Source organism: uncultured Thiocystis sp., assembly GCF_903866365.1.
Taxonomy (GTDB): Bacteria; Pseudomonadota; Gammaproteobacteria; order Chromatiales; family Chromatiaceae; genus Chromatium.
The window spans coordinates 1-3,916 of the sequence record NZ_CAIPNF010000047.1; the positions used below are offsets into that span (position 1 = coordinate 1).

The window sequence follows — 3,916 nt, forward strand, 5'->3', positions numbered from 1 at the left end:
CCGCAAGATTGGACTGCGCACCCAGGCTATCGACATTCCGGCGGCGCGCCGGGCGCTTGGCCTGGCCGACGAACAGTTGTTTCGTCAGGCGCAGCAGCCACGGGTGGCGATGTACTCCACGCGCGACGGCGGGTTCGAGCCAGTGACGCTCGGGTCGGAGCCGGACGAGGAGGAATCTTGAAGGCGGCAGCGGTTTTTGATAGCGTGACGAAAACGTGACGCGCTCCGGTCACGTTGGGTTACACTGCGTCACGTTGGGGACACGGAAGCGCGGGGCGGATATGCTAACGTGTTGATAATTAAAGATATAGAATGGCGGTTAGCGCATTCGCAATGCGGAGGTCAGGGGTTCGATCCCCCTTGGCTCCACCAAAAGCCCGTCCAAAAGTCCATTCAGACAGATCCGCGAACTCGCCTAAGTGCGGGTTTTTTAGTGCCTTGCGCGTTGCGGGCTTTGTTTGCTATCGGCAGGGCCTGTGAATCAAAACGCGATGAGTCCAGGATGAAATCACTGACCCACCCCATCGTTTCCAGTCAGCGTCACTGGGTGACCTCGCTCCTGATTCTGCTTGCCTTATCGGTCCCGCCAGCGGCGGCAACGGACCCGCTCGCTCAGGTCAAGGGAATGGGCCAGGCCAGTCTGCTGCTCAAGGAGCGGGGACGCGATCTGATCGCGTATCAGCCGGACACGCCTCGCATCCCGGCCTCGACCATGAAATTGCTGACGGCCTTCGCGGCACTTGAGACCTGGGGGCGCGATGACCGTTTCCAAACCGACTTCCATCAGGATGGCACCGACTGGCTGTGGGTAAAAGGCTATGCCGATCCCTATCTGGTCTCGGAGGAATTGGATCGGATGGTCGCCGCGCTCAAGTCCAGGGGGTTGCGCGAGGTTGCTGGCATCGGGCTCGACGACAGCTTTTTCAGCCCGGATGTGGAGATTGCCGGACGATCAGCCTCGGATAATCCCTATGATGCACCGGTGACGGCGTTGGCGGCCAACTTTAATACCCTCAATCTGGTCCGCATTGGCGATCAGGTTCGCAGCGCCGAGCCCCAAACCCCGCTCACTCCCACCGCCCGTCGCTTCGGACTGGCCGGTGGCGCCGGCAAGCAGCGAGTGAACCTGCGCGAACGCGAGGTCGCGCTGCGCTATTTCGGCGAATTGCTGGCCGCCAAGCTGGAACAGGCAGGGGTGCGCGTCGGGAACCAGCGGAAAATCGCACCCATGCCGCGTCACACCAAGCGATTCTATCGTCACGCCAACAGTCATACCCTGGTGGAGACAGTCGAATCCATGCTGAAATTCTCGAATAACTTTATTGCCAATGCGCTCTTTCTGCGACTGGCGGATCCGCGGGGCGAAGGCGTCGTGAGCATGGCCGCCGCCCGGAGCAACATGACGGATTTCGCGCGCAGCCGGTTCGGTTGGCGCGAGTTCAGCATTGAAGATGGTGCCGGACTCTCGCGCGGCAACCGTCTCAGCGCACGGCAACTCGTCGAGTTACTGGAAGCCTTTGCGCCCTACCGCGATCTCCTGTCGGTACAGGAGGGTAACAAAGACGTGCGCGCGAAAACCGGCACACTCCGCGGCGTGAGCTGCTACGCTGGATATGTGCGACGCGAGGGTGCCTGGGCACCCTTTGCGTTGCTCCTGAATCAACCGGTGGAATACAACCTCAGGCAGCGGGTCGCGAGCAGCCTGGTCCGCTAATCGGCAACACTCTTGCCGTCTCGTGCGAACAGGACTGAACTCAGTGCCAGTATCATCCCGAAGCCCCTATCACCGCTACCGCTCCGGCATCCAGGTGGCGCGATTTGTCATCCTGGTGCTGGCCATGTTGCTGGCGGTTTCTTGCTCCATCCTGCCGTCCGCTGGTACCGAACGTCTGGACGCACCCGGTCCGAGCGCCTTTCCTTACCGAAAGGCAGGCGTCAACTATCCGTCCCTGGCGCCATTGATGCGCACGGTCACGCCGGCCGTTGTCAATATTTCGGTGGAGTCGAGGGCGTCCATGGATGACCATCCTTTTCTGCGCGATCCCGATTTCCGCCGCTTCCTCGACCGCTTCGGTTTGACGGTTCCGGATCTGGATCAACCCGAGCAGCGCCAGAGCGTAGGGTCGGGGGTCATTGTCGATGCGGCGCATGGCTATGTGATGACCAATGATCATCTGCTGAAGAACGCCACGACCATCATGGTCACACTGAAGGATCGACGCAGCTTCCGGGCGCAGCTGCTCGGCTCCGATACCGGGACCGATGTCGCCATTCTGAAAATACCTCCGGTGAACGTCACGGCTCTGTCGCTCGGTGACTCGGACCGATTGGAAGTCGGCGATTTCGTGATCGCGGTCGGCAACCCTTTCGGTCTGGGCCAGACGGTCACATCGGGGATCGTCAGCGCGGTCGGGCGTAGCGGCATCGCCGGGAACCAGCTCGGTGAACTGATTCAGACCGACGCATCCATTAACCCTGGCAATTCAGGTGGTCCGCTGATCAATCTGGCCGGGGAGGTCATTGGCATCAACACCGCGCTTATCGGCCCCAGCGGCGGCAACGTCGGTATCGGCTTTGCCGTTCCCAGTAACCGGGCCCGGACTGCGTTAGGTCGGATGATCAAGCGACGTTGAATCCGACGGTTAAACCAGTTTGCACTCGCTGGTGGGCTATCCTTGAGTGTCGCCGACCGGCTTTATTCGGTCATGTAACGCCTTGGCGAAAGCCCGCCGAGCCAGCGATAGGGCGCGAATGCATGACCATTTCCAGATTCTTGACCAGGTGCTTTTCATGTCCCACGCGAAACTGGGCGATACTGTCAGGGTCCATTACACTGGCAGACTTGATGACGGCACGACCTTTGACTCGACCGTCGGTCACGAACCGATGGAATTCACCCTCGGTGAGGCTGGCGTCATACCAGGCTTCGAGTCGGCGGTGCTCGGGATGTCGGTCGGGGAGTCCAAAATCGTGACGATTGCTTCCGATCATGCTTACGGCTCCTATCAAGTCGAGATGACGGAGGTGATTCCCCGCGCCGCGATCCCGAAAGACATCGAGCTCCACGAAGGCTTGATTTTGAGCGCGGAAAGTCCCGATGGAGTTCCCATCTCGTTCGTCGTCAAGTCCTTTGACTCGGAACAGGTGACGATCGACGGCAACCATCCACTGGCGGGCCGGGATCTGACATTCGCCTTAGAGTTACTTGCGATTCGCTAGTTGCCGTGGTCGACAAGAACCAAGATAGACCGCCTGGACGCTGATCCGGCCGAATCCGCAGCGAGGGGTTCATTGAAGCGCCCGGCAGGCATCAGGATTCAGCGCTAGCATCTTCGCCAAAAGCAGCATCGGGATGCACTGTCCATGGAACATGAGCAAGATCCACAACACCAGACTCAACCAAACAAAGACGATGGGCCTGTAGAGCCGCGCCTCGAGCCGTCGCAGCCTGGCTTGGGCGCGCCGTCGGGAGAGCGTCTCGGCCACGCTGAAGCGGACGCGGAAGGCGACAGCATTCTGGCCCGTCTGGCGCGACAGGCCGCTCGGATTGACACTCTCTCGGCGAATCTGGAGCAGCATAGAAACGAGTTCAGGGATGCCGAGGTTGCACTAGTGACGCGCATTGCGGATGTCGATGACGACCGTCGGCTGACCGCAACCCGACTCCAGAGAAGCTGGCAGAGCTATCGCGATGAGGTGGAGGATGGTTTCAAACGCCGGAGATCGATGCTGGTCGGTATACTTCTGCTCTTCGGGATACTGGTCTCGATTTCCCTAGGGCGTGTCATCAATTCTTATTGTGTGGGATTAGCATTGAGAACCAGGACATCTCCATCATGCGAGCAGAATGCTTGCCGAGGCCAAATGGATTCCCGCCAGGAAATTGCGGGCCAACTTGTCATAGCGGGTGGCAATC

The 3,916-nt window shown here is 59.9% G+C and carries 5 protein-coding genes; all 5 read left to right on the plus strand.

The window, feature by feature from the left end:
- Positions 1 to 181, plus strand: a 181-nt coding sequence (locus tag QZY07_RS02725) for a hypothetical protein (RefSeq protein WP_295399567.1), incomplete at its 5' end; no start/stop codon positions are given.
- A gap of 321 nt (positions 182 to 502) precedes the next feature.
- Positions 503 to 1,714 carry a D-alanyl-D-alanine carboxypeptidase gene (locus tag QZY07_RS02730; protein WP_295399568.1) on the plus strand — a complete coding sequence of 404 codons (1,212 nt, stop codon included), beginning with the start codon at positions 503 to 505 and terminating at the stop codon, positions 1,712 to 1,714.
- A 124-nt stretch (positions 1,715 to 1,838) separates the two neighbouring features.
- Positions 1,839 to 2,633: a trypsin-like peptidase domain-containing protein gene (locus QZY07_RS02735; RefSeq protein WP_295399571.1), complete on the plus strand. Its 795-nt coding sequence runs from the start codon at positions 1,839 to 1,841 to the stop codon at positions 2,631 to 2,633.
- A gap of 118 nt (positions 2,634 to 2,751) precedes the next feature.
- Positions 2,752 to 3,219 carry a peptidylprolyl isomerase gene (locus QZY07_RS02740; RefSeq protein WP_295399569.1) on the plus strand — a complete coding sequence of 156 codons (468 nt, stop codon included), beginning with the start codon at positions 2,752 to 2,754 and terminating at the stop codon, positions 3,217 to 3,219.
- A 144-nt stretch (positions 3,220 to 3,363) separates the two neighbouring features.
- The coding region (locus QZY07_RS02745) for a hypothetical protein (protein WP_295399570.1) at positions 3,364 to 3,916 on the plus strand (553 nt) is incomplete at its 3' end.

Excerpts from the sequence above, each read along its gene's own strand:
- QZY07_RS02730 (WP_295399568.1), top strand. The coding sequence starts at position 503 with ATGAAATCACTGACCCACCCCATCGTTTCCAGTCAGCGTCACTGGGTG.
- QZY07_RS02735 (WP_295399571.1), top strand. The coding sequence starts at position 1,839 with ATGTTGCTGGCGGTTTCTTGCTCCATCCTGCCGTCCGCTGGTACCGAA.
- QZY07_RS02740 (WP_295399569.1), top strand. The coding sequence starts at position 2,752 with ATGCATGACCATTTCCAGATTCTTGACCAGGTGCTTTTCATGTCCCAC.